Origin of the sequence: Paraburkholderia caledonica, assembly GCF_000383275.1 — a bacterium.
Taxonomy (GTDB): domain Bacteria; phylum Pseudomonadota; class Gammaproteobacteria; order Burkholderiales; family Burkholderiaceae; genus Paraburkholderia; species Paraburkholderia caledonica.
On the sequence record NZ_KB911034.1, the window covers coordinates 1,102,856 to 1,127,015 of the forward strand.

At 61.4% G+C, this 24,160-nt stretch carries 19 protein-coding genes; 16 read left to right on the forward strand and 3 right to left on the reverse strand.

Annotated features, from left to right (window positions below; genetic code table 11):
* Window positions 1-126 precede the first annotated feature (126 nt).
* The 16 genes from H281_RS0105075 to H281_RS0105155 all read left to right on the forward strand — a co-directional run bounded on the left by H281_RS0105075 (window position 127) and on the right by H281_RS0105155 (window position 17,316).
* Window positions 127-438 carry a hypothetical protein gene (locus H281_RS0105075; protein WP_020065994.1) on the forward strand — a complete coding sequence of 104 codons (312 nt, stop codon included), beginning with the start codon at window positions 127-129 and terminating at the stop codon, window positions 436-438.
* Between the two features lie 402 nt (window positions 439-840).
* Window positions 841-1,329, forward strand: a complete 489-nt coding sequence (locus H281_RS0105085) for a DUF4440 domain-containing protein (RefSeq protein ID WP_020065995.1) — start codon at window positions 841-843, stop codon at window positions 1,327-1,329.
* A 217-nt stretch (window positions 1,330-1,546) separates the two neighbouring features.
* Window positions 1,547-2,251, forward strand: coding sequence for a GntR family transcriptional regulator (locus tag H281_RS0105090; RefSeq protein WP_020065996.1), 705 nt, complete (start codon window positions 1,547-1,549; stop codon window positions 2,249-2,251).
* Between the two features lie 83 nt (window positions 2,252-2,334).
* A complete protein-coding gene (locus H281_RS0105095) occupies window positions 2,335-3,735 on the forward strand; it encodes an MFS transporter (protein WP_020065997.1) in 1,401 nt (466 codons plus the stop codon).
* A 44-nt stretch (window positions 3,736-3,779) separates the two neighbouring features.
* Window positions 3,780-4,658 (forward strand): isocitrate lyase/PEP mutase family protein, encoded by an 879-nt coding sequence (locus tag H281_RS0105100; RefSeq protein ID WP_020065998.1) that lies wholly within the window; start codon window positions 3,780-3,782, stop codon window positions 4,656-4,658.
* 529 nt (window positions 4,659-5,187) lie between these two features.
* Window positions 5,188-6,477 carry a quaternary amine ABC transporter ATP-binding protein gene (locus tag H281_RS0105105; RefSeq protein WP_020065999.1) on the forward strand — a complete coding sequence of 430 codons (1,290 nt, stop codon included), beginning with the start codon at window positions 5,188-5,190 and terminating at the stop codon, window positions 6,475-6,477.
* Window positions 6,474-7,355: an ABC transporter permease gene (locus H281_RS0105110; protein WP_020066000.1), complete on the forward strand. Its 882-nt coding sequence runs from the start codon at window positions 6,474-6,476 to the stop codon at window positions 7,353-7,355. Before H281_RS0105105 ends, H281_RS0105110 begins: the two co-directional genes overlap by 4 nt.
* Before the next feature lie 103 nt (window positions 7,356-7,458).
* Complete coding sequence (locus H281_RS0105115; RefSeq protein ID WP_020066001.1) at window positions 7,459-8,334, forward strand: glycine betaine ABC transporter substrate-binding protein; 876 nt, start codon at window positions 7,459-7,461, stop codon at window positions 8,332-8,334.
* 89 nt (window positions 8,335-8,423) lie between these two features.
* A complete protein-coding gene (glyA, locus tag H281_RS0105120; protein WP_020066002.1) occupies window positions 8,424-9,719 on the forward strand; it encodes a serine hydroxymethyltransferase in 1,296 nt (431 codons plus the stop codon).
* A 37-nt stretch (window positions 9,720-9,756) separates the two neighbouring features.
* On the forward strand, window positions 9,757-10,644 hold the full coding sequence (locus H281_RS0105125) for a dihydrodipicolinate synthase family protein (protein ID WP_020066003.1): 888 nt from the start codon (window positions 9,757-9,759) through the stop codon (window positions 10,642-10,644).
* Window positions 10,645-10,649: 5 nt separating this feature from the next.
* Window positions 10,650-11,981, forward strand: a complete 1,332-nt coding sequence (locus tag H281_RS0105130) for an NAD(P)/FAD-dependent oxidoreductase (RefSeq protein WP_020066004.1) — start codon at window positions 10,650-10,652, stop codon at window positions 11,979-11,981.
* A gap of 17 nt (window positions 11,982-11,998) precedes the next feature.
* Window positions 11,999-13,492 (forward strand): aldehyde dehydrogenase, encoded by a 1,494-nt coding sequence (locus H281_RS0105135; protein ID WP_020066005.1) that lies wholly within the window; start codon window positions 11,999-12,001, stop codon window positions 13,490-13,492.
* A gap of 67 nt (window positions 13,493-13,559) precedes the next feature.
* Window positions 13,560-14,330: a pyrroline-5-carboxylate reductase gene (locus H281_RS0105140; RefSeq protein ID WP_020066006.1), complete on the forward strand. Its 771-nt coding sequence runs from the start codon at window positions 13,560-13,562 to the stop codon at window positions 14,328-14,330.
* Window positions 14,331-14,516: 186 nt separating this feature from the next.
* Window positions 14,517-15,518, forward strand: coding sequence for a LysR substrate-binding domain-containing protein (locus H281_RS0105145; protein WP_020066007.1), 1,002 nt, complete (start codon window positions 14,517-14,519; stop codon window positions 15,516-15,518).
* A gap of 194 nt (window positions 15,519-15,712) precedes the next feature.
* The gene (locus H281_RS0105150) at window positions 15,713-16,123 is read left to right on the forward strand and encodes a cupin domain-containing protein (RefSeq protein ID WP_020066008.1); all 411 of its coding nucleotides are present in this window, start codon (window positions 15,713-15,715) and stop codon (window positions 16,121-16,123) included.
* 41 nt (window positions 16,124-16,164) lie between these two features.
* On the forward strand, window positions 16,165-17,316 hold the full coding sequence (locus H281_RS0105155; protein ID WP_020066009.1) for a branched-chain amino acid ABC transporter substrate-binding protein: 1,152 nt from the start codon (window positions 16,165-16,167) through the stop codon (window positions 17,314-17,316).
* A gap of 656 nt (window positions 17,317-17,972) precedes the next feature.
* Here the strand turns inward: H281_RS0105155 and H281_RS0105160 are convergent.
* Genes H281_RS0105160 through H281_RS0105170 form a run of 3 tightly spaced genes read right to left on the reverse strand, consistent with a single transcriptional unit; the run spans window position 17,973 to window position 23,881 of the window.
* Complete coding sequence (locus tag H281_RS0105160) at window positions 17,973-19,430, reverse strand: efflux transporter outer membrane subunit (RefSeq protein WP_020066010.1); 1,458 nt, start codon at window positions 19,428-19,430, stop codon at window positions 17,973-17,975.
* Window positions 19,427-22,627, reverse strand: a complete 3,201-nt coding sequence (locus H281_RS0105165) for an efflux RND transporter permease subunit (RefSeq protein ID WP_020066011.1) — start codon at window positions 22,625-22,627, stop codon at window positions 19,427-19,429. Before H281_RS0105165 ends, H281_RS0105160 begins: the two co-directional genes overlap by 4 nt.
* A 12-nt stretch (window positions 22,628-22,639) precedes the next feature.
* Window positions 22,640-23,881 (reverse strand): efflux RND transporter periplasmic adaptor subunit, encoded by a 1,242-nt coding sequence (locus H281_RS0105170; RefSeq protein WP_020066012.1) that lies wholly within the window; start codon window positions 23,879-23,881, stop codon window positions 22,640-22,642.
* Window positions 23,882-24,160 lie beyond the last annotated feature (279 nt).

A 24,160-nucleotide genomic window follows, 5' to 3' on the forward strand; every position in this document is an offset into this window, starting at 1 on the left:
TTTTCGAGCCGTGAGGCTGATCTCGCACGCGTATTTCCGGATAATTGCGGCTGCGATACAACCCACCGACCGCCCCGTAACGACTCCATGCGCGGTCATGAAACGATCAGACAATCCAGGTGCATCATGTTGAACAAGCTTCGCGATTGGTCTCGCGTCGCCATTGCGGCGCTCGCGACAGGAGGCGCGCTTGCCGGCTGCGCGTCCTCGACGCACGTCGTCGCAACCGATAAACCCGGCACCTACACAGTCGCGGCAAGCGCGACGGGCGGACGCATGGCATGGGCGCGCGCGCACGGCGAGGCACTGAACGAGGCGCGCGAATACTGCGAGCGGCGCGGCATGCAGAGCAGCATCAATGTGGAAACGGTGAGCGGGGTGGAGATGCTGACGACGCATGGGTCGTCGGTCAACTTCGAATGTCATCCGAAGTTCTAGTACAAAGATGCGCTGCCACGCGCTGTGGCTGTGGCGAATAACTCGTGGCGTGTGCCGTTATTTTGTGTCGAAGGTCGCGAGCGTGTTGTCCGTGATGTGCGCCGCGACAATTGCGAGGCGCCGGGCGGGTTCTGCGTCGCGCATGTTTGCATTGCCGCGCAATACGGCTTGCAGTGCAGACGAGTAGCAGAAAGTGTTCGCTAGCGCACAGACCGGCCCCGCAGTGCTTGTTCAACTTGGCTTGTTTTGTCCGATACGGTCTGCCTGAACTGGCGACGGTGCGTCCTTCTGCGGACGCAGCATTAGATCGGTCACAGGTTATCTCCGCGTCGCCCTCGGACTTGCCGGGAAGAGTCAGCGCGCACGCAACTTCTTCCTGCTCCTGAAGGAAGAGGTGCCGCCATGAGGTCGCTCACTGGTGCTGTCCTCGCGCTGACGCTGACGCTCGCCGGATGCGCCTCCGATCACACATCCTCGAATAATGCGTCGTCGGCGCAGCCCGGCAGTTGCAAGGTCGCGACAGAGGCCGAGATCGCGTCGTTGTTCGATCGATGGAATCAATCTCTGCAGACCGGCGATCCGCACAAGGTGGTCGCCAACTACGCGCCGCGGTCGATCCTGCTCGCAACGGTATCCAGCAAGCCGCGCGTGACGGTTGCGGACAAGGAGGACTATTTCCAGCACTTCCTTCAGGATCGTCCCTCCGGAAAAATCGACATGCGTTTCGTCGACTCAGGCTGCAACTCGGCTGTCGACGCGGGGCTTTACACGTTCACGTTCGCGAGAACCGGCGTCGTTGTGAAGGCGCGTTATACGTACACCTATCGGTGGGACGGCACGCAATGGCTGATTACCAGTCATCACTCGTCGGCGATGCCGGACAAGGAGTGAGATGGGTATGGCTCGTGCCTCCAGCCGCCAATAGACGTTGCCAGCAGCGCCCAGCTTACTGGCCAATCGTTTCGCGTCTACGACACCGACAATCTTCGCTGCCCGCTTGCCTTCCATCTCCGATGGCGTGAGCGCGGCGTCCTGCGGGAAATCCCGACGTTTCGGCGCTGCCATCATTGCATACAATGTGTGAACGTAAGCCGATCTCAGGAACAAAATGGCTCACCAAGAAGCATCATTGCATACAATTCCGCCTGAGCCGCCTCGTTCTGCGGACGACGTCTACACCGCAATCAAGGACGCAGTGACCAGCGGCCAATACGGCCCGGGTCAATATCTGCGTGAGGAACAGCTTGCGAAAAGCCTCGGCGTGAGTCGCACGCCGGTACGCGAGGCCTTACGGCGTCTCGACGCGGATGGGTGGGTGGAAACGCGTCCGAATTACGGCGTTCGCGTGAAGATGTGGACGCTGCACGACGCCCGCGAGATCTTCGAGGCGCGTCTTCTGGTCGAGCCCTATCTCGCGGGGCGCGCGTCCTTATCCATCGGTGCTTCCGACATAGAACGTCTGCGAACGCTAGCGGATGCGATGCTCGCCATTACGCAGCAGCCATCGACGCCCGAATCCAGCGAAGCCTGGTTCACGGCGAACAGCGAGTTCCACGCAATCATCACAGCCGCCGGGAACAACGCGCGCCTCGACCGCTCGCTCAGGTCGATGAAGGAAACGCCGCTCATCAAGTGGACGTTTGGCACCTATAGCGACGAAGACCGCGTCCGCAGCGCACGCCAGCATTTCGAAATCGTTCGCGCGCTCGAGCAGCGCAACGCCGCGTGGACGGAAGCCGCCATGCGCTGCCACATTCTCGCCGCTGAAAGTGCGGTGCTCGACCGTCGCGAGGGAGAGCGCCCCCCGTCCTGAACCCGCGCGCCAGGAGCAGCAAGGCACCAGCATCACGAGCAGTCATTCAATAGTCGCGACGACGACAATACTGGAGACGAGACATGCCGAGCACCGATAGATATACCTTGAGCACCGCAAGCGCTGGTGCACGTCTCGATCGGCTGCCGATCTCGCGCTTCCACACGCGCGTGCTGTGGCTGATCGGCGCCGGCATGTTCCTGGATTCGTTCGACATTTATCTTGCCGGCGGCGTGCTCGGCGCGCTCGCCAAAACCGGCTGGTCGACGATGCATCTGAACGCGGCGTTCCTGTCTTCGACGTTCATCGGCATGCTGATCGGCGCGTTCACCGCCGGTGTGCTCGGTGACGCGAAAGGCCGCAAATTCACGTACCAGTTCAATCTCGCAGTGTTCGGCCTCGCGTCGCTCGCGGGCGCGTTTGCGCCGAACATGACGTGGCTGATCGTGTGCCGCTTCTTCATGGGACTGGGCCTCGGCGCGGAGATCGTCGTCGGTTATGGATCGGTCGGCGAATTCATGCCGCCTGCCGTGCGTGGGAAGTGGTCCGCGTATCTGTCGCTCATCACGAACTCCGCACTATTCTTTTCAACGTTTCTCGGGTATCTGATCATCCCGTCGATCGGCTGGCGCGCAATGTTCGCAATCGTCGGCGTCGGCGCGATGATCGTGTGGGTCCTTCGTAAGAAGATGCCCGAGTCACCGCGCTGGCTCGAATCGAAAGGCCGTTACGCCGAAGCCGAAGCGATCCTGCGCGAAGCAGAAGAGGAGTCGGCGCGCAATGGGACGCTGCCGCCCGTCGTCGATGCGCCGCGCACCGTCACGAGGAAAACCACGCTGCTCGAACTCTTTGGGCCGGCGCAAATTCGCCGCACGTTCCTTTCCATCGTGGTGCAGGTTGCCGTCAACATGGTGATCTACGGCTTTATCGTGTGGGTGCCGACGTTTCTGATGAAACAGGGGCTCGGCATGGCATCGTCGCTCGGCTATACCGCACTGATGGCGCTCGGCGGACCGGCAGGGGCGCTGTTGGGCGTACTGCTCGCCGACAGGATCGGACGCAGGAAAGGGCTCATCGCGGTGTCGGTGCTCACGGCAGTTATCGGCTGGTTGTACGGGCATTCGACCGGCATAGAAATGGCGACGCTGCTCGGCTTTCTGCTCTTCACGCTCACGTACCTGATGGTCGCGCTCGGTATTGCGACATACATCCCGGAACTCTTCGCCACGGAGAATCGCATGCGCGCAAACGGCATCGCGGGTTGCGCCGGGCGCATTACGGGCATCTGCGCGCCGCAACTCGTCGTCATGATGTACGCGGCGGGCGGCGTGAAGGACGTGCTGACGATGATCATCGGCACGCTGGTCGTGTTGGCGGTAGTCCTTGCAGCGTTCGGTATCGAGACGAATCGACGCTCGCTAGAGGACATTGCGCCTTCGATCGACACGAACGATCCGCTGCCGGCGTCATCGCTTTCACAATGAATCGCAACTTCAAATTTCAACTTCCTTCGTTAAACAGGACACGTATGAGCGTCACACAGCAAAGCAGGCGTCAAGCGTTGAAAGCGCGGTTTGCACGCAAGGAGATTGTCACTGCGCCTGGCATCTTCGACATGATCTCCGCGAAGATGGCCGACTCAATGGGCTTCGATTGCCTCTATATGACGGGCTTCGGCACAGTAGCGTCGTACCTCGGTCTGCCGGATGCGGGGCTCGCCACCTACACGGACATGGTCAATCGCGTCGCGGCGTTCTGCGGCGGTACGAACACGCCGATGATCTGCGACGGCGACACCGGTTATGGCGGATTGCTGAACGTTGCGCATACCGTGCGGGGTTATGAGCACGCGGGGGCGGCAGGCATACAGCTGGAGGATCAGGAATTCCCGAAGAAGTGCGGCCATACGCCGGGACGGCGCGTGATCCCGCTCGAGGACATGGTGCGCAAGATTCAGGTCGCCGTGGAGAGCCGCAGCGATAGCAATTTCCAGATCGTCGCGCGCACTGATGCGCGGACGTCGCTCGGTCTCGATGAAGCGCTGCGTCGTGGCGAGGCGTATGCGAAGGCCGGCGCAGATGTGCTGTTCATCGAATCGCCGGAGAGTATTGAGGAACTCGAAACGATCGGGCGCACGTTCGATATGCCGTTGCTCGCAAATGTGGTTGAAGGTGGGCGGACGCCGCAGCTTGAGCCCTCTGAGTTGCAAAAGCTCGGCTTTTCTCTGGCCATCTATCCTGCGTCGGGTTTCTTATCTGTCGCGAAGGCGCTCAGAGATGTCTATGGGCAGATTCTTGCGCACCGGAGCACGGAAGCCGCCACTGACTCGATGTATCCGTTTTCCGATATGTGCGAGTTGATGGGGTTCCCCGAGGTGTGGGCGTTTGATCGCGCGCACGCGGACTAGAAGAGCGACGCGGCTTGACGTTTGGTTGTGCTCGCTGGCATCCGCGACGCTCAGCGACTAACCACCTCGCAGAAGTAACAAACGAAACCTGCGTTGCCGCGCGAAACAGGAAAGGGATAGACCGACCTGGGACTATCCCTACAAAGCCATTCGAAAGGCGCCCAGCCGCCGTGATCTGGAGCAACGCGGCTCTACGCCGCCATCGCCCGCAAATCCCCGTCCGTTCAGGAACCTCGAGTCTCGCCCGAAGCAAATGGCCAACTCGTGGTCTCGACTCTCGGCTTCTTCCATTACCAGAGGTATGGAAAAGCGCGCAGAAAATGTAGCTAGTCGAAGCAAATTGGCTTGATACGCTGCACTTCATGCATTAAGCCCGCGGTTCACCGGATGTGACGCACGACTCTTCTGCCCGTCAGAAGACAGGCGGCATGTTGCGCGGAAAGACCCGGGTTCGCAATCGAGTGCTGCCGCATCTAGCAAACGCAATGCGCGGCGCCGATTTCCTGAACTCGCCAGTTGGGATGACAGAATGACGCCAAACCTGACATTCGCGCCGGACAGCATGGTCCATCCGGGTACCTTCGGAGCGGACGACGTTTCCGCAGCGGCGAAGCCCGTGGCTATCTCCGGGACCGATATTCTCACGGTCAAGAACCTGTCGAAAATCTTCGGTCCCAGGCCCGAGCGTGCCGCCGAACTGATCAGGCAAGGTCTCGGCCGAAACGAGATCTTCGAGCAGACGGGCAACATGGTTGCCGTCAACGACGTGAGCCTGAGCGTCAAGGCAGGCGAGATTTTCGTCGTGATGGGCCTGTCCGGTTCCGGCAAGTCGACGCTCGTGCGTCTGCTGAACCGCCTGATCGAGCCGACCTCGGGTCAGGTCATTCTCGAAGGCCGCGACATCGCGCCGATGTCCACGCCCGAACTTCGCGACGTGCGCCGCAAGAAGATGGCGATGGTGTTCCAGTCGTTCGCGCTGCTGCCGAACCGCACGGTGCTCGACAACATCGCGTATGGACTCGAAGTTGCGGGTCTGAAAAAAGCCGAGCGCTACGACATTGCACGCGCCGCGTTGACGCGAGTCGGTCTGGGTTCGTATGAAAAGTTGCTGCCGGGCGAACTCTCCGGGGGCATGCAGCAACGCGTCGGCCTCGCTCGCGCGCTCGCCGTGAATCCTTCCGTGCTGCTGATGGACGAAGCATTTTCGGCACTCGATCCGCTGATCCGCTTCGAAATGCAAAGCGAGCTTCTGCGGCTTCAGAAAGAAGAGCAGCGCACGATCGTTTTCATCTCGCACGACATTGAAGAAGCGATCAAGATCGGCGGCCGTATCGGTATCATGAAAGATGGCTGTCTGATTCAGGTCGGCACGCCCGCCGAACTAATCCAGTCACCCGCCGACGACTATGTGCGCGACTTCTTCCGTAATGTCGATGTATCGCGCTTTCTGAAAGCGTCGAGCCTGATGACGAGGGTAGAGCGCGAACTGATCTCCTGCGATGTGGCCGCGCCCTCCGAGCGCTACCTGAATCAGCTGATCGATAGCGGCGCCGATTGCGGCTACGTATGTGATGAGGCAGGCCGATATCAAGGCTGCGTCACGCCCGCTTCACTGCGCAAGACGGGCGCGCATTCCATCAGGGAGGCGTTCGTGAACGACGTGAATGCGGTGCCGCTCGATGCGGATCTGCATCAACTGGCCACGATTGCATTGAACCAGCAACACGACGTCCCCGTCACCGATACAGCGGGCCGGCTCGCAGGCATCGTGTCATGCCGGGCGATTCTCAAGCAGGTCATGGAACGGAGAGCAGCATGAACTCGTCAGTCATCGGGAAATTCGCGGAAAACGCGGTCAATTTTCTCTTTCAACATTTCCGTGGCGGCTTCGACGCTTTTTCTGCCGCATTGGGCGCAGTCATCAAGTTGCTGGAAGACGGACTCGCCGCCATTCCGTTCATTGCGATGCTCGTGCTGCTCGTCGCATTTGCACTGTGGCGGCGCGGGGTCGTGTTTTCGGTGTTCGTTGGTGTTGCGCTGATGGCTATCCATTACATGGGACTCTGGGCGCAGACCGTTTCGACGCTCGCGCTAGTGGTGGCGGCAACGGTGTTCAGTCTTGTGATTGGTGTTCCGCTCGGTATCTGGGGCGCGCGGAACAAGCGCGTCGAAATGGTTCTGCGGTCGTTGCTCGATTTCATGCAGACGATGCCGGCGTTCGTCTATCTGATCCCCGCCGTGATCCTGTTCGGTCTGGGCCGCGTGCCTGCCGTGATTGCAACCATCGTGTTCTCGATGCCGCCTGTGGTCCGTCTCACCACTTTGGGTATTCGCCAGGTACGCGAAGAACTGCTGGAAGCGGGGCGGTCGTTCGGCAGCACGGATGCGCAACTGCTCTGGAAAATCCAGTTGCCGAATGCGCTGCCTTCGATCATGGCGGGCGTGAATCAGACCATCATGATGGCGCTTTCGATGGTCGTGGTGGCCTCGATGATCGGCGCGGGTGGACTCGGCGAATACGTGCTGAGCGGCATCCAGCGGCTCGACATCGGCATCGGCTTCGAGGGCGGGTTGGGTGTCGTGCTGCTTGCCATCGTGCTCGATCGTCTCACGGAGAGTTTCGGCGTGAAGGCGAAGAAAGCAAAGCGCACGGTACGAACCGCAAAGCCAGGCACGAGCGCGGCCGTGCGCACCTGACGCCGACGCACGCCGTCATCTTCATCTCGCGGTAAAACAAGAGCAAACCACATCGCTAAGCTTGTTCATTTCGAAAATTTTCATAATCGCGTAGGAGTACTGTATGAAAACTAATCTGTTCAAATCGCTCGTTGCGAAACTGACTGTATCGACAGTCGTGGCGATGGGCGCCGCGCACGCCGCGGCGGCCGAACCGATCAAGATGGCCGTGACCAACTGGGCCGATGTGCTCGCCGTCGCCAACGTGGCCAAGTACGCGCTCGAAACCGGCCTCAAGCAACCTGTCCAGTTCGTGCAGGCGGACATCGGTATCCAGTATCAGGGCGTGGCGCGCGGCGACCTCGACATCATGGTCGGCGGATGGCTGCCCGTCACACACGGCGCCTACTACGCGAAGTACAAGAACGACATGGAAGACGTCGGCGTGATTTATACGGGCGGCAAGAACGGCTGGGCCGTGCCTGCCTACATTCCGGAGTCGCAGGTCGCAACGATTTCCGACCTAGAAAAGCCGGATGTGAAGAGCAAGCTGAACGGCACCATTCAAGGCATCGAACCCGGCGGCGGTCTGATGCAGGCATCGGAAAAGGCGCTCAAGGCGTACGACCTGAATGGCTACAACCTGCAATCGTCGAGCGAGGCGGGCATGCTCGCGGGCGTATCGCGTGCCTATCAGTCGAAACAATGGGTCGTCGCCACGGTCTGGAGCCCGCACTGGCTGTTCCAGAAGTGGCAGATGCGCTACCTGAAAGACCCGAAGGGCGCGCTGGGCGGCGAAGAACAGGTACACGCGTTTGCATCGAAGCAGTTCGCAACGAAGTTCCCCCGTGCTGAGGTGTTCTTCAAGCACTTCAAGCTGACGCTCGCCGACGTCGAAGCGATCGAATTCGAAGGCAACAGCACGAACGACTACGCAACGGCCGCAAAGAAATTCGTCGATGCGCATCCGGAAAAGCTGAAGGCCTGGTTGCAGCAATAAGCCATTAAGCCGCACACCACCGCACATTGCATGAACCGGTTGTTGCCGTCCTGCACTACATGCTTCACGATTTTTCCCGGAGTGACCACGTGAACGAGAACTCGCGCTTTTTTGCAGAACCGCTCCAGAGCCGCGATCCTGTCATCGCATCGGAGATTGCGCTGGAGTTGCGCCGCCAGCAAACGCAGATCGAACTGATTGCTTCAGAAAACATTGTGTCCGCAGCGGTGATGGAAGCGCAGGGCACCGTGTTGACCAACAAATACGCGGAGGGCTATCCGTCAAAGCGCTACTACGGCGGTTGCGAACATGTGGACCGCGTCGAAGCGCTCGCCATCGATCGAGTCAAGGCTCTCTTCGAGGCCGAGTTTGCCAATGTGCAGCCGCACTCGGGCGCACAGGCGAACGGCGCGGTAATGCTCGCGCTCGTCAAGCCCGGCGAGACGGTGATGGGCATGTCACTCGATGCGGGCGGGCACCTGACGCACGGCGCGCGTCCCGCGCTGTCCGGCAAGTGGTTCAACGCGGTTCAATATGGCGTGAATCCGCAGACGTATCGCGTCGACTACGAGCAAGTGCGCAGCCTGGCTCAAGAGCATCGGCCGAAGCTGATTATCGCTGGCTATTCGGCGTATCCGCGCGCGCTCGACTTCGCCGCATTCCGCGATATTGCCGATAGCGTAGGCGCGCTGCTGATGGTCGACATGGCGCACATCGCCGGTATTGTCGCAGCGGGCCGGCACGAGAACCCCGTGCGTTTCGCCGACGTCGTGACGTCCACCACGCACAAGACGCTGCGCGGACCGCGCGGCGGCTTCATCCTCACCAACAACGGCGACATTGCGAAGAAAATCAATTCGGCGGTTTTCCCCGGCTTGCAGGGCGGACCGCTGATGCATGTGATCGCGGGCAAAGCGGTCGCGTTTGGCGAAGCGCTTCGGCCGGAGTTCACCGCGTATATCGACCAGGTGTTGCGCAACGCCCAGGCGCTCGGCGACGTGCTCAAGTCGGGCGGACTAAGCCTCGTAACGGACGGCACCGACAACCATTTGCTGCTCGTCGATCTGCGCTCGAAGCGCCTGACAGGTACGCAAGCTGAAAAGGCGCTGGAGCGGGCAGGCATCACCTGCAACAAGAACGGCATTCCGTTCGATACAGAGAGCCCGACCGTCACGTCGGGAATCCGACTCGGCACACCGGCAGGCACGACGCGCGGTTTTGGCACCGCGCAATTCGAGCAGATCGGCCAGATGATTCTGGAAGTCCTATCCGCGCTGGAGCAGGAACCTGCGGGAGACGAACAGGTCGAGCGCGCGGTGCGCAGCCGGGTGCGCGATCTCTGTAGCCAGTTCCCCATTTACTCGCATGCCGAAGCGCTTGTGTAAAGCGATTCGCGGATCAACTACTCAAGAGAGAATCGAAATGAGCTTCGAGGGCGTACACACACCGCTCGTCACCCCGTTCAAGGCGGATGGCGAAATCGATCACACTTTGCTCGGCAAGCACGCCGTGAATCTCGCGGGCCGTGTCGCGGGTCTTGGGGTCGGCGGAACGACGGGTGAATACTATGCATTGAGTTTCGACGAACGCGTGCAGACGTTCAACACCGTCGCCGAAGCGGCGGGCGGCAAGACGTATCTGACGGCGGGCATCAACGCGACGACGACGAAAGAGGTGATCCGTCTTGGCCAGGAAGCAAAACGCGCGGGCCTGAATGCGCTTCTGCTTGCCGCGCCGTACTATGCACAGCCTACACAGGACGAACTGCTGAGCCATCTGCTCAAGGTGGACGACAGCCTCGACATGCCCGTCATGCTGTACAACTTTCCGGCGCGCACGGGCACGCACATCGGCGACAACGTATTGTCGAAACTGCTCGAACGGCCCAACTTCATCGCGATGAAGGAAAGCACAGGCGATATTTCGCACCTCCATCATCTCGCCACGCATTTCAGGGATCGGCTGGTACTGAGCTGCGGAATGGACGATCAGGCGCTCGAGTTCTTCGTCTGGGGCGCAAAAAGCTGGGTGGGCGGCGCATCCAACTTTTTACCCGAGGCGCACACGGCACTGCTCGATGCCTGCGTGAAGCATGGCGACTTCGCAACCGGCCGCAAGCTGATGGCGCAATTGCTGCCCGTGCTCGAATTGCTGGAGCGCAGCGGCAAATTCATTCAATACGTTCGATACGGCTGCGAACTGGCGGGCACGCCCGTTGGCGTCGCACGCGCGCCGCTCGGCACGCTCGATGAAAACGAGCGCAGCGGCTTCGCGAAGCTCGTCCGTCCGTTGCTGTCTAACGCTCAGTAACGTGCATGACCTCGAAACTGGAATTCGCGCGGTTTCCCGCATCGGATGGCGTGAACGCATGGTGGGAGAGCCTGCCTCCAGCCGCGCCCGCGGTTGCAGTGTCATCTGAGCGCCGCTATGACTGGGTGGTGGTCGGCGGCGGTATCACGGGCTTGTGCGCGGCGCGGCGTCTCGCCGAGCTGGCGCCCGATGCGTCGATTGCGCTCGTCGAGGCGGACCGTATCGGGCGCACGACGGCCGGTCGCAATTCCGGCTTCTTCGTCGATCTGCCGCACGACATCAGCAGCGAAAGCTATTCGCGCAGCGTCGAAGCGGATAAGGCAGACGTTCGCTTTCAGCGTCACGGCATCGACTACGTTCGCTCGGTCGTCAAGCAGCACAACATCGAGTGCGACTGGCGCGACGACGGAAAATTTCATGCATCGGTGAACCGGAAAGGTCATGCGGCGCTCGCGCATTTCGCCGAAGGTCTCGAACGTATCGACGAAGCCTTCGAGTGGCTCGACGAAGCCGCCATCGCGAAGGTAACGGGCACGGACTTCTACGAAGGCGCGCTCTTTACGCCCGGATGCAGCACGGTGCAGCCCGCCGCGCTGATGCGAGGCCTCGCCGCGAGCTTGCCTGCGAACGTGCAGGTGTTCGAGTTGAGCGCAGTGAAGCGGATAGAAGACGAAGGGCTTGCGAAGGTGTTGACTTTCGCCGGCGGCAAGATCTTCGCAAAGCGCGTGGTTCTCTGCACTAACGCCTACGCAGCGACGTTCGGCGGGCATCCGAACGGCTTGCTGCCCGTGTACACGTTCGCATCGATGACGCGCGTGATGAAGCCGGAAGAAGTGCAGCGGCTCGGCGGTGCGCGCTCATGGGCGCTGATTCCCGCCGACCCGATGGGCTCGACAGTGCGCCGGCTGATCACGGACCGCATCTGCGTGCGCAATCACTTTGCGTTCCGGCCGAATCTGGAGGTCTCGCCAGCCGATCTGGCGAAAGCGAAGAATCTGCATCAACGTTCGTTCGACCGGCGCTTTCCGATGTTGAAAGACGTCGAGCTCGAATACACGTGGGGTGGCCCGTTATGTCTGTCGGCGAATAACGGTGCGTTGTTCGGACGCAGGGCCGATGGCGTTTTCGAAGCGGTCGGCTGCAACGGCCTGGGCCTGAGCAGAGGATCGGCGTCGGGCAAGCTGATTGCCGAATACGCGCTCGGCCAGTCCAGCGATCTCGTGCGTCAGCTTTTGAATCAGCCGCATCCGCGTTCGCTGCCCGTGCGTCCGATTGCCGACGTCGCGGTATCGGCGGCGATCTGGGTCAAGGAATTTTCGGCCGGGGCCGAGCTTTGAATCTGTGAGGATAGGACATGATGACGTATCAGGAATGGAAACAGAAAGCGGATGCCTTGTCGCTCGACGGCAGGGCGTTTATCGCGGGACAACGCGCGAATGCTGCGTCGAATGAGACGTTTGCGACGCTCAATCCTTCGACGGGAAAAGTACTCGCCGATATCGCGAAGTGCGACACAAAAGATGTCGACCGAGCGGTCGCGGCGGCGCGCGAGGCATTCGAATCCGGCGTGTGGTCGAAGGCCGCGCCCGCGCAACGTAAAGCCGTGCTGCAACGGCTCGCGCAACTGATCGACGATAACGCGGAAGAACTGGCGCTGCTCGAAGCACTCGAGGCGGGCAAACCGATCAGCGAATGCCTGGGGTTGGACATTCCCGAGTCGGCCGCGTGCATCCGCTGGCACGCAGAAGTTACGGACAAACGATACGACGCGCTGTCGCCATCGGGCGCGAGCGTCGTGAGCATGATTACGCGGGAACCGATCGGCGTCGTCGGCGCGGTGTTGCCGTGGAATTTTCCCGCGCTCATGCTTGCCTGGAAAATCGGCCCGGCGCTATCGGTCGGCAATAGCGTGATCGTGAAGCCCGCCGAGCAGACTTCGTTGTCCACGCTGCGCATTGCCGATCTCGCGCTGGAAGCAGGCTTACCCGCAGGCGTATTGAATGTCGTGACCGGTTTCGGCGAAAGCGCGGGCCAGGCATTGGGCCGTCATGCGGATGTCGATCTGGTGGCGTTCACGGGATCGACGGAAACGGGCAAGCGCTTCCTTCGCTATTCGGCCGATACGAACCTGAAGCGCGTGGTGCTCGAATGCGGCGGCAAGAACCCGCAGGTCGTGCTGCCCGACGTCGCGAATCTCGATGCCGTTGCCGAGCAGGCCGTCGCCGCTGCGTTCTGGAACATGGGCGAGAACTGCAGCGCAGGCTCGCGCATTCTGGTTCCGTCGTCGCTGAAGGCGAGCTTGCTCGAAAAAGTACTGGCCGTACTCGAAGTCTGGAAAACGGGCGATCCTCTCGACCCTGACGTCAAACTCGGGTCGTTGATCGAAGAAATGCACTTCGAGAAGGTGCTTGCGCACATCGAAAAGGCGAGGGCGGAAGGCGCGCGTCTGGTATGTGGCGGCAAGGCGACGCGGACCGACTCGGGCGGCTGGTTCGTCGAGCCGACGATTTTCGACAACGTGACGCCGCAAATGAGGATTGCGCGCGACGAAGTATTCGGTCCTGTGGTGTGCTTCATCGAATACGCGGATATCGACGAAGCAGTGCACATTGCAAATGACACCTGCTACGGCCTCGCCGCCTCGCTGTGGACCGACAACGTGAACCACGCGCACAAGATCGCAGCGCGGATTCGTGCGGGCACTGTGACGGTGAACTGCTTCGGCGAAGGCGATCTGTCCACGCCGTTCGGCGGCTTCAAACAATCGGGCTTCGGCGGCCGCGACAAATCGGTCTATGCTCACGACCAGTATTGCGAGTTGAAGACCACCTGGCTGAAGCTGGGCTAGCTCTGATCTAAACCACTGATAGCCCAGCCATGCAGGTTGGGCACGCATCACATTTGCGCGAGGCCACATGCGAGCTGGATTCATCGGAACGGGTACGATCACACAAGCGGTCGTGAAGGGCATGCTCAGATTCGGCGTGCCGTTCGAGCGGATATCGCTGTCGCCGCGCAACGAGCGAACGGCGGCGGAGCTTGCGACGCTCGACGGGCGTGTCCAAGTCTGCGAAAGCAACCAGCAAGTGCTGGATCACTCGGATGTCGTCTGTCTTGCCGTTGTGCCGCAAATCGCGGCCGAGGTGCTGGGCGAACTCGAATTCAACGCGCGTCACCACGTCATCAGCTTTATGGCGGGCGTTTCGCTCGACCAGTTGCGCGGCCTGGTCCGCACGAGCGGCAAGATCGCGCGCGCCGTGCCGTTGCCGGCTGTCGCCGAGGGCAAAGGCAGTACCGCGATCTGTCCCGCCGACGACATCGCCAGAGCGATCTTTGCGCCGCTCGGTCAAGCCGTCGAGGTCGACAGTGAAGACAAGTTCGACGCGCTGTCCGCCGTGACGGCGACGATGGCGAGCTTCTACGCGGTGCTCGAAACTGAGGCGTCGTGGCTCGCAAAGCAGGGTATCGACTACGCCGACGCGCGGGCTTTTTTGTCCGGCTACTGTGTAGGACTCGCTCACGACACAACCCGCGGCGTACAGCCGTTTTCGCAGATGGTCGAGCATTCGATGACGCCGGGCGGCATCAACGAGCAGGTGCATGCCGAGCTTTCCCGCCGTGGGGCATACGCTTACTACGCCGAAGCGCTCGACGGCGTGCTTCGGCGAATCAGGGGCAACGCATAGCAGCGGATAATCATCGGACACAACCATTGCGGCGTGGGAGCGGGCGCGGCGGGGCGTACGCCGCCACGCACTCGGGTTGCCCGCCATTGCCAGTTGCCAGCGAGACTCGCACACTATTTTTTCCGCGGGAACGCTCCGCCCGACACGTCGCCCCCGCATTGCGCATCCGCTTCACAGGTGAAAGCCATGCAAAAGAAACAGTTGTTCGCCGACCGGTTGCTCGCGCAGATGCCTTCCCTGCGGGCGCTGAGATGCTTTGTCACGGCTGCCCGATACGAGAGCTTCACGCAGGCGGCCGAAGTGCTGTGCGTGACGCAAGCCGCCATCAGCCGGCAGATCAAGGAACTGGAAGATTCGCTCGAAGTGGCGCTGTTCGAGCGGACAGGCCGACATATCGCGCTGACGGATGCGGGGCGCATTCTGTACAACGCGTCGTATCTGTCGATCATGAACATCGCCGAAGCGGCTGAAGCCGTGCGACGCACCGACCGGCACGCGCTGACGGTGTGCGTCTCGCATACGTTTTCGGCGCTTTGGCTGTCGTTCAGGCTACCGGCGTTTCGCAAGCGTTTTCCGGAGATCCGTTTGCACGTGATGGTCACCGAGCACTTCATGGAGATCGACGAGCTCATGCAGCCCGACGTCATCATCACGAAGAATCCGCCGCGCGAGCCGGAGTATGAAATCGAGCCGCTCTTTCATGACGTCGTGTATCCCGTGTGCAGTCCGTCGTTTCATGAGCGGCATTTTCACAACCGGTCGTTGAAGCCGCTGGATCTGCTGTCGCATCCCACGCTGAATCTGTCGCTGCTGGGTCGAGCGCAGGTTTGCGAGCATGTCGACTGGCGCGTGTGGCGCAACTGGTTCCAGCAAGGCGACGGTTCGGACCGGCTGGTCGATAACGAGCATCTGGAGAGCAACGATTACCGGCTGCTGGTTTCGCAGGCCGAGGCGGGCGAGGGCACACTGCTGGGTTGGCATCATCTCGTGCATCGACAGGTGGAGCAGGGCCGCTTGCTGCGGCCCGTGCAGGACGCGCTCGAATTCCACGACCGTCATCACTATGTGATCACGCACAAGAATGCGAAGCTGCGGTCCGAATATGCGCAGTTCCGTGAATGGCTAGGCGAGGAAGTCGCCACGATGATGCGCGAATGGCGAAGCGTTGAAACGGAAGCGGCGAAATAAACGCCGCCACGTCTTGCGGCTTTCCCGATGCATCGCATATGGGCCGCGAGTATGAGCCGCGAGTTCAGAAAGAAATTCGGCGAATCGCCCATTGCCTGGCGAATGGCGCGTGCGCGATGCCGCTCATCCGTCATGGCTGAAAACCGAACGTCACGTAACGGCGATGCACATCCCAACTACAGGAACGAACTGACATGACGACAGTACGACTGACCGATGAAATGGTGCCTTTCGGTCTGAACGTCAAAGGCGCGCGCCGCTGGTATTCGATCGATGAGCGCGACTGGCGCCCGATGAAGATCGGCGACACGGTGCTGCCCGGCTTTTCGTGGATTCCCGTTGCCGACGACGAAGGCGGCGCCTGGAGCAGCTACTGGATGCGCCTGCAGCCGGGCGCGCGCTCGCTCGAGCATCGGCATGATTCGACCGAACTCATCATGATTCTCGACGGCGTATTCACCGACGAAGACGGCACCGACTTCCTGCCAGGAAACACCGTGTGCTACGCGGCGGGCTCGCGGCATAGCACGTCGTCGGCGGAAGGCTGCACGGTGCTGGTGGTCTCTCAGACCGGCTCGACGATCGTGTCAGGCGTACCGGATTGAGAACTGGCGACGCGTGGCACGCCGCCAACAGGAGTCCAACGATGCTCGATAGGTCACGCAAGTTTTTCATCTTCGCGCTGTCTGCCATCGTGCTGACCCTCGCGAGTCACGTCTGCAGTGCGCAGCAGGTCGTCAAGATAGGCGTCTCCGCACCGCTGACGGGTAACGGTGCGGCCAATGGCAAGGACATCGAGAACGGTGTGCGCCTCGCGCTTGAAGAGGCGAACGCGCAGCGCATCAAGCTGGGTGGACAGGAAGTGCGTTTCGAACTCGATTCCGTCGACGATCAGGGCGATCCGCGCATCGGCGTGCAGGTCGCGCAGAAACTGGTCGACGACGGCGTGGTGGCGGTTGTCGGCTACTACAACTCGGGGGTTGCACTACCGTCGGCGCCGATCTTCGCCAAGGCGGGCATTCCGCTGATCGATCCTGCAGCAACCAATCCTGCTATCACGCGGCAAGGACTCAAGAACGTGTTCCGCATCATTGCCACCGACGCGCAGAACTCCGGCAACGCCGGGAAATATGCGGTGAATGTCACCAAGGCCCAGCGCATTGCGGTGATGGATGACCGCACGGCTTTCGGACAAGGCGCAGCGGACGAGTTCAAGAAAGCGGTGCAGGGGGCGGGCGGCAAGATCGTCGCATCCGAATTTACGAACGACAAAGCCGTCGAATTCAATGCGCAACTCACGACCATCAAGGCAGCGAATGCCGACCTGCTTTACTTCGCCGGGCTCAACAATCAGGCGGCATTGGTGACCAAACGCATGAAGCAGCTCGGGATGCGAGCGCAGTTCGTCGGCAGCGGCGGGATTGCCGACAGCATCTTTATCAGTGTTGCGGGTACGGCCGCAGAAGGCGCGATGGCGTGGGAGTATGGCCGCCCTGTGGAGTCACTGCCTCAGGGAAGGGCCTTCGCCGAGAAGTTCAAGAAGCGCTTCGGTGCGAACACGCTGACTTATGCGCCTTTCGCATACGACTGCGCGTGGGTAGCTATCGACGCGATGAAGCAGGCAAACTCCGCGAAGCCGGACGTGTTCATGCCGGTTCTGCATGCCACGAAATACGATGGGATCACGGGGAAGATCGAGTTCGATGAATTCGGTGATCTGAAGCGCCCGACCTCGACGCTGTATCAGGTGAAAAACGCGAAATGGGTACCCGTGACGACGATCAGTCCACCGAACTAAAAGGGAACTCAACATAATGCGAACCTGCGACTTCCTCCGGTCATCAGATCCTCGCGGCTCGCTGGCCGCAAGCGATGCGATTGATTTCGTGAGCCGCGAAGAACTACTTTAGCGGCTATTTTAAGCATGCGCATGTTCCGATCTAAACGGACCGATGCTGCAAGTCGCGGTGCGGCAGGTTCTGGCATAAGGCCAAAGACCTATTGGCCCGATACATTCTGTGGGCTAACTTTTAGGAAGCGATCGACCAACGACCCGGCAGTTGTGCAACAGGAGCAAGCTCATGGAATTTGTCCTGTTACTCGCAATCTTTTTGACGTCGAGTGGATTTCTGATTGCCGCTCCCCGTACATCGGATCCTCCCGCGGCTGCCTTAGCCGTCCCGCCGTCTGCTCAAGGGGCCTGCGAAGGCTGCGGCTTCACATTCCAACCACCTTCCCAATCCGCCGGGACGGTAGTTCTATCTACCGCGCGCGCTTCTGAGGCAGTGCGGTCGCAGTGACACGAGAATGGCGTCCGCAGTCGCGCCGCCACCGCGAAGCCGTGGCGGCAAAATGCCAGCGGCGCAGGGCGGCATCGTCAGCGCGTAGAAAGTTACCGCTCTGAAAAACCCGTCCAGGCTTTCTACTCGCAGCCAGCCGTGCACACGCGCGGGTTCAGCCCTCCCAGCCACCGCCCAACACCTTGTATAACGTCACGAGATTCGACTGCCGCGAGAGAATATCGGTGGCCAGTTGCTGCTGCGCAGTGTAGAGCGTGCGCTGCGCGTCGAGGAAGGTGAGGAAGCTGTCCGTGCCCGTCTTGTAGCGTGCCTCTGCAAGCGTGTAGTAGTTCTGCGCCGAAGCGACGTACTCGCGGTCCGCCTCAACCTGGTCCACATAAGTAGCCCGCGCCGTCAGCGCATTCGACACCTCTTTGAACGCCGTCTGGATCGCGCTTTCGTAGTCCGCGACCTCGATCTGCTTTTCGATTATGGCGACATCGAGCGATGCCTTGTTGCTGCCGTAATCGAAGATTGGCACCGATACGCTCGGCGCGAACGCCCACGCGCCGGTGCCCGCCTTGAACAGATTCGACAGCGTCGAACTCGACGTACCTGCGGTCGCCGTCAGTTCGATCTTCGGGAAAAACGCCGCGCGCGCCGCACCGATATTCGCGTTCGCCGCCTTCAACGCATGCTCTGCCTGCACGATGTCCGGCCGACGGGTGAGAAGCAGCGACGGAACGCCTGCACCGATGTCTGCGAACATGGACTCGTCGTCGAACATGCGCGCGGGAGGCAGGTTGTCGGGAATCGGCGCGCCGAGCACGGCCGCGAGGTTGTTGCGGTCTTGCGCGACAGCGCGCCGGTACGACGCGAGATTCGCCTTTGCGCTCGCCAGCGAGTTCTGCGCCTGCTGCACGTCGAGCAGCGATGCATTGCCGAGTTCCTGCACGCGCTTCGTGACGTCGTAGGTGGCCTGATCCGACTTGACGGTGTCTTCTGTCAATTGCAGCAGGCGCTCGTCAGCGAGCAATGTCAGATAGTCGGTCGCCACCGTCGCGATCAAGCTGATTTGCGTGCTTTGCCGCGATGCATCTGTTGCGAGATAGTTTTCCAGCGCCTGGCGCTTCAAGCTGCGCAGGCGCCCAAAGAAGTCGATTTCCCACGACGTCGTGCCGACGCTGACATCGCTCGAACTTGCAATGGCGCCTTGCGTGCGCTCGCGAGTCATGTTGCCGCTTGCCGTAATGGACGGCGCAAGGGCAGCGCGCGTGATCCGGTATTGGGCTTCGTACTCGGCCACGTTCAGCGCCGCGACGCGCAGATCGCGATTGTTGGCGAGCGCGATTTCGATCAATCGTTGCAGACGCTCGTCGCGAAAGAAACTGCGCCATGCGGTATCGACGGCGAGCGGTGCCGTGCTCGGCGTCGCTGCAGAGGCTGCCAGGGACCCGCTCGCGCCCGCATCGGCTGCGTCTTTCGCTGCGGTCGTGCTCTCATATGCGTCGCCTTCCGGATAGGCTGCCGGAATAGGCGCGGCGGGCCGAACATAGTGCGGATCGAGCGTGCAGCCCGTCAGCAGCGCGACCACGCATGCAACCGCGCATGCACCGACTTTGAGTTTAATCATTCAACACCTTCCTGTTGCTGGGCGTCGCCGTGCTCGCCGAACAGGCGGCGCACGACCACAAAGAACACCGGCACGAAAAAGATCGCGAGAACCGTGGCGGCGATCATGCCGCCCATCACACCGGTGCCGATCGCATGGCGGCTCGCCGACCCGGCGCCCGTGCTGATGACAAGCGGCAACACGCCAAACACGAAGGCGAGCGACGTCATCAGAATCGGACGCAGACGCAAACGCGCGGCTTCGATGGTCGCCTCGATCAGGTTGCGACCTTGCGCTTGCAGGTCTTTCGCGAATTCGACGATCAGAATCGCGTTTTTCGTGGAGAGCCCGATCGTCGCGAGAAGACCGACCTTGAAATAGATGTCGTCCGACAGGCCGCGAATATGCGCGCCGAGCACCGCGCCCAGCACGCCGAGCGGCACCACGAGAATCACCGCAATCGGAACGGACCAGCTCTCATATAAGCCCGCAAGACAGAGGAACACGACAATCAACGAAATCGCATACAGGTAGATGGCCTGCGAACCGGCCATGCGCTCCTGATATGACTGACCCGTCCAGTCAATGCCATAGCCCGCCGGCAGTTTTTTCACGAGCGCATCCACGGCCGTCATCGCCTCCCCGGTGCTGGCATTCGCGCCGGTCTGAGCGGTCATTTCCATTGCAAGCGTGCGGTTGAAGCGTTCGATCTGCGGCGGCCCGAACGTCCACTTGCCCGTCGCAAATGCGGAGAACGGCACCATCTGGCCGTCGTAGCCGCTGGTCGTGCTGGTGCTTGCGGTGCTGCTCGCGGAACTGCTGCTGGATGTGCTGCTGGATGTGCTGCTCGTACCCGATTTCACATACCAGCGTCCCACGTCGGACGGCATCATCCTGTACGGCGCATCGGCCTGCACATACACCTTCTGGATGCGCCCGGTATCGACATAGTTGTTCACGTACGACGAGCCGAACGCCGTCTGCAGCGTGTCGTTCACATCGGCAATGGAAAGCCCGAGCGCGCTCGCCTTTTCACGGTCGATGTCGACATGGAACTGCGGCGTGTCTTCCAGACCGCCTGGTCGCATGCCCGACAACGCGCTGTCTTTGGCCGCGAGTGCCATCAATTGCTGGCGCGCGGCCATCAGCTTGTCGTGGCCCTGGCCCGCGCGGTCCTCCAGTTCGAAGTCGAGGCCGCTTTGCGTGCCGAGCTCCTGAATCGCGGGCGGATTGACCGCAAAAACCTGCGCTTCGTGCGACGCTGCGAAGTGCATGTTCGCGCGCTGGATCACCGCAGCCGCCGACCCGTTGCTGCCGCGCCGCACGCTCCAGTCCTTCAACTTGACGAAGGCGAGCGCATTGTTCTGTCCCGAGCCGTTGAAACTGAAGCCCGTCAGCGTGATGAGCTGGTCCACCTCCGGCTGGCTGCGATAGTAAGCCTCGACCTTCTTCACCACTTCGAGCGTCTGCGAGGCGGGCGTGCCGACCGGGGCGGAGACCGACGTGATGATGATTCCCTGGTCTTCGTCAGGCAGATACGACGACGGCAGCTTCATGAACAGCAGCGCGACCACACCCGCGATCAACGCGTAGATCACCATGTAGCGCATCGGCTTGCCGATTACGTGCGCGACCGCCGAATCGTAGCGGTCCGTGCCGCGCGAGAGCACGCGGTTAAACCACCCGAGCAAGCCGCGCTTCGCGTGATGCTCGACGTCGGAGCGCTTGAGCAGCGTCGCGCACAGTGCGGGCGTGAGCGTCAACGCAAGAAACACGGAGAGCAGCATCGCCGCAACGATCGTGATCGAGAACTGCCGGTAAATCGCGCCCGTCGTTCCGGAGAAGAACGCCATCGGAATGAACACGGCGATCAGCACGGTCGTAATGCCGATCAGCGCGCCGGTGATCTGCTCCATTGCACGGCGCGTGGCTTCGATCGGCGAGAGGCCTTCTTCGGCGATCAGGCGCTCGACGTTTTCCACCACCACGATCGCGTCGTCCACCAGCAAGCCGATTGCCAGCACCATGCCAAACATGGACAACACGTTGATCGAGAAGCCCACCGCCGACATGACGCCGAATGTGCCGAGCAACGCGACGGGCACCACAATCGTCGGAATCAGTGTGGCGCGCAGATTCTGCAGGAACACGTACATCACGACGAAGACAAGCAGCACCGCTTCGATCAGCGTCTTGACCACTTCTTCAATCGAGATGCGTACGAACGGCGTGGTGTCGTACGGGTAGTCGACGACGACATTGCGCGGCAGTTGCGGACTCAGTTCGTTGAGCTTCGCGCGCACGGCCTTGGCCACGCTCATGGCGTTCGCGCCGCTTGCTAGCTTGACCGCGAGCGATGCGGCGGGCTTGCCGTTCAGACGCGAGTCGGTGCTGTAGTCGTCTGCGCCGACCTCGATACGCGCGACGTCCTTCAACATTACTTTCGAACCGTCGCTATTCACGCGCAGCAGGATCGCGCCGAATTGCTCAGGCGTGGTCAGCAGGCTCGACGCGGAAATCGTCGCGTTCAATGCCTGCGGTTTAGTCGACGGCGAGCCGCCGATCTGGCCGACGGAAAGCTGCACGTTCTGATTCGTGATTGCGGTGGTGACGTCGCTGGTGGCGAGGCCGACTGCCTGCAGTTTCACCGGATCGAGCCAGATGCGCATGGCGTGCTGCGCGCCGAAGAGCGTAACGTCGCCGACGCCGTCGATCTGCGTGAGCGGGTCCTCGATCTGCGTCGCGATGACGTTGCCGAGGTCGATGGAGCTCATGCTGTTGTCGCTCGACGACAGCGACACGATCATCAGGAACGAGTTGGCCGCCTTCGCGACCTGAACGCCTTGCTCCTGGACGGTCTCGGGCAGCGACGAGGTCGCTTGCTCGACCTTGTTCTGTACCTGGACCTGCGCGATGTCCGCGTTGGTGCCTTGCTGGAACGTCAACGTGATGCGCGCCTGGCCGACCGAACTGCTCGTCGACGACATATAGAGCAGATGGTCGATGCCGCTCAGTTTCTGCTCGATCACCTGCGTTACGGTCGTCGCGACGGTCTCGGCGGACGCACCCGGATACGTCGCCGTGATCTGCACGGAAGCCGGCGCAACGCTCGGATATTGCTCGACCGGTAGGGTCTCGATGGAAGCGCCGCCAATCATCATGATGACAATGGCGATGACCCACGCGAGGATCGGTCGGTTGATAAAGAAACCTGCCATGAGATTCTCGCTTTAGCTGTGGGCGGCGGACGCGGCGGCTGCGTTGCCCGCGGTGGCGGGCGCGCCGGGCGTCGCCGGCATCTCGACCGGTGTCTCGACCGGCTTTACGACCGCGCCGGTGCGCGCCTGCTGCGAGCCGCTCACGATTACGCGGTCGCCTGCCTTCAGGCCGTTCGTGACGATCCAGTCCGAGCCCGACGCGGTATCCGCGGTAACGGGCGTTTGCGCGACCTTGTTGTCCGCGCCGACCGTGAGCACGCTCGCCGAGCCGTCGGACGCACGCGAGACCGCGATTTGCGGCACCGTGATCGCCTGGTGGTTCACGCCTTCCTCGAGCCGCGCGCGCACGAACATGCCGGGCAGCAGCACGCCGTCCGGGTTCGGAAACACGCAGCGCAGCGTGACGGAGCCGGTCGTAGCGTCGACGGTGATGTCGGAGAACAGAAGCTTGCCCGCGCGCGCATAGGTGCTGCCGTCTTCCATCACGAGATGGACCACGGCGCCGTCGGCGCCCGACGGCTGCAACTGGCCGCTCGCGAATTCCTTCTGCAAGCGCAGCCAGTCGGCGGAAGAACGCGTGACATCGAGATACATCTCGCTCGTCGCCTGCACGGTGGCGAGCGCAGTGGATTGTTCAGCGGTGACGAGCGCGCCTTCGGTCACATTCGATTTGCCGATGCGCCCCGAGATGGGCGCGACGACCTTGGTGTAGCCAAGGTTAATCGCGGCGGTTTTCAATGCGGCGCGGTCTGCAAGTACGTCGGCCCTGGCCTCTTCGAGCGCGGCCACGGCGTCGTCGTAGTCCTGACGGCTCACGCCCTGGATCTTCGATAGCTCGGCGTAGCGCGTGGCTTTGGTTTGCGCGGCGTTGGCGGTCGCGACAGCTTTTGCCAGCGTGCCGATCGCTTGATCGTAGGTGGCCTGATAGCTGGTTGCGTCGATCTGATAAAGCACTGCTCCGGCCGCGACCTGCGAACCCTCGGTGAACAGGCGCTTTCTGATGATGCCTTCGACCTGCGGCCTCACTTCGGCGACACGAATGGCCGACAGCCGGCCCGACAGTTCGGTGTTCGAGACAACGGTATGCGGCTTGATGGTTTCGACACCGACCTCGGGTGTCGTTTGCGGCGGACCGTGCGGCGCGTTGTCGCCGCAAGCCGCCAGCATCAGCGTCGCGGCGGCAACCGTCGCGGCAAGAAGCGCGAAGCGGGGAGCGCGCACCGCCGATGCATCCGGGTGGAACAATGTTGGCATGCTCTGGGCATCCTTCGGCTGAATTCGACAAAGGACCGTCTGGCATGCGTCGCCGGTTCGATAGGAGCCACGCAACGCCGCACCAGCGGCAAGGGATGGCCCAGAGAGTAATGAGAGGCGTCTTACGGTGGCTTAGGCATGCATTACGAGCTGTAACGCAACGCGCACAAACGCTCGCTTGATTGGGGATGGCCGCCAAATGGCGAGCGGCGCAGTAATAGACTGTAAGCTTGCAGAAGAATCCGAAACCGCCTGCGTTGCGCGATTCGCTATATTTCG

Excerpts from the sequence above, each read along its gene's own strand:
- H281_RS0105130 (WP_020066004.1), top strand. The coding sequence starts at position 10,650 with ATGACCTCGAAACTGGAATTCGCGCGGTTTCCCGCATCGGATGGCGTG.
- H281_RS0105085 (WP_020065995.1), top strand. The coding sequence starts at position 841 with ATGAGGTCGCTCACTGGTGCTGTCCTCGCGCTGACGCTGACGCTCGCC.
- H281_RS0105135 (WP_020066005.1), top strand. The coding sequence starts at position 11,999 with ATGATGACGTATCAGGAATGGAAACAGAAAGCGGATGCCTTGTCGCTC.
- H281_RS0105115 (WP_020066001.1), top strand. The coding sequence starts at position 7,459 with ATGAAAACTAATCTGTTCAAATCGCTCGTTGCGAAACTGACTGTATCG.
- H281_RS0105140 (WP_020066006.1), top strand. The coding sequence starts at position 13,560 with ATGCGAGCTGGATTCATCGGAACGGGTACGATCACACAAGCGGTCGTG.
- H281_RS0105165 (WP_020066011.1), bottom strand. The coding sequence starts at position 22,627 with ATGGCAGGTTTCTTTATCAACCGACCGATCCTCGCGTGGGTCATCGCC.
- H281_RS0105090 (WP_020065996.1), top strand. The coding sequence starts at position 1,547 with ATGGCTCACCAAGAAGCATCATTGCATACAATTCCGCCTGAGCCGCCT.
- H281_RS0105160 (WP_020066010.1), bottom strand. The coding sequence starts at position 19,430 with ATGATTAAACTCAAAGTCGGTGCATGCGCGGTTGCATGCGTGGTCGCG.
- H281_RS0105095 (WP_020065997.1), top strand. The coding sequence starts at position 2,335 with ATGCCGAGCACCGATAGATATACCTTGAGCACCGCAAGCGCTGGTGCA.
- H281_RS0105150 (WP_020066008.1), top strand. The coding sequence starts at position 15,713 with ATGACGACAGTACGACTGACCGATGAAATGGTGCCTTTCGGTCTGAAC.
- H281_RS0105145 (WP_020066007.1), top strand. The coding sequence starts at position 14,517 with ATGCAAAAGAAACAGTTGTTCGCCGACCGGTTGCTCGCGCAGATGCCT.
- H281_RS0105125 (WP_020066003.1), top strand. The coding sequence starts at position 9,757 with ATGAGCTTCGAGGGCGTACACACACCGCTCGTCACCCCGTTCAAGGCG.
- H281_RS0105100 (WP_020065998.1), top strand. The coding sequence starts at position 3,780 with ATGAGCGTCACACAGCAAAGCAGGCGTCAAGCGTTGAAAGCGCGGTTT.
- H281_RS0105105 (WP_020065999.1), top strand. The coding sequence starts at position 5,188 with ATGACGCCAAACCTGACATTCGCGCCGGACAGCATGGTCCATCCGGGT.
- H281_RS0105110 (WP_020066000.1), top strand. The coding sequence starts at position 6,474 with ATGAACTCGTCAGTCATCGGGAAATTCGCGGAAAACGCGGTCAATTTT.
- H281_RS0105155 (WP_020066009.1), top strand. The coding sequence starts at position 16,165 with ATGCTCGATAGGTCACGCAAGTTTTTCATCTTCGCGCTGTCTGCCATC.
- H281_RS0105075 (WP_020065994.1), top strand. The coding sequence starts at position 127 with ATGTTGAACAAGCTTCGCGATTGGTCTCGCGTCGCCATTGCGGCGCTC.
- H281_RS0105170 (WP_020066012.1), bottom strand. The coding sequence starts at position 23,881 with ATGCCAACATTGTTCCACCCGGATGCATCGGCGGTGCGCGCTCCCCGC.